1 protein-coding gene is annotated in these 284 nt (G+C 56.3%); it reads left to right on the forward strand.

The genetic code is table 11. The annotated features are described in order from the left end of the window. Positions 1-253, forward strand: a 253-nt coding sequence (locus tag EN824_RS34785) for an AraC family transcriptional regulator (RefSeq protein WP_135933245.1), incomplete at its 5' end; no start/stop codon positions are given. Positions 254-284 lie beyond the last annotated feature (31 nt).

The following is a 284-nucleotide window of genomic DNA, read 5'->3' on the forward strand; positions in this document are numbered from 1 at the left end:
GTCGCGCTCATCGCTCGAAGAGTACTTCCGGCGCGAAAGGAAGTGCACCGTGCATCAGGAAATCTTGCACCATAAACTCGACGTCGCCAAAGCACTGCTCGCGAAGGGGGACGCGTCGAGTGCTGAAGTGGCGATACGTTGCGGCTTTACTTCGCTTCAATACATGTACGCGGTATTTCGTCGCGAGCTTGGATGCACGCCGCGCGAGTTTCAGGAGCGCGCGAAGTCCACTGAGGCTTCCACGCCGGGCTGAGCATGCCTTTACTCAATTATTTTCTATCGAC

The sequence above is a fragment of the Mesorhizobium sp. M8A.F.Ca.ET.181.01.1.1 genome (genome assembly GCF_004792025.1).
In the GTDB taxonomy this organism is placed as follows: Bacteria; Pseudomonadota; Alphaproteobacteria; order Rhizobiales; family Rhizobiaceae; genus Mesorhizobium.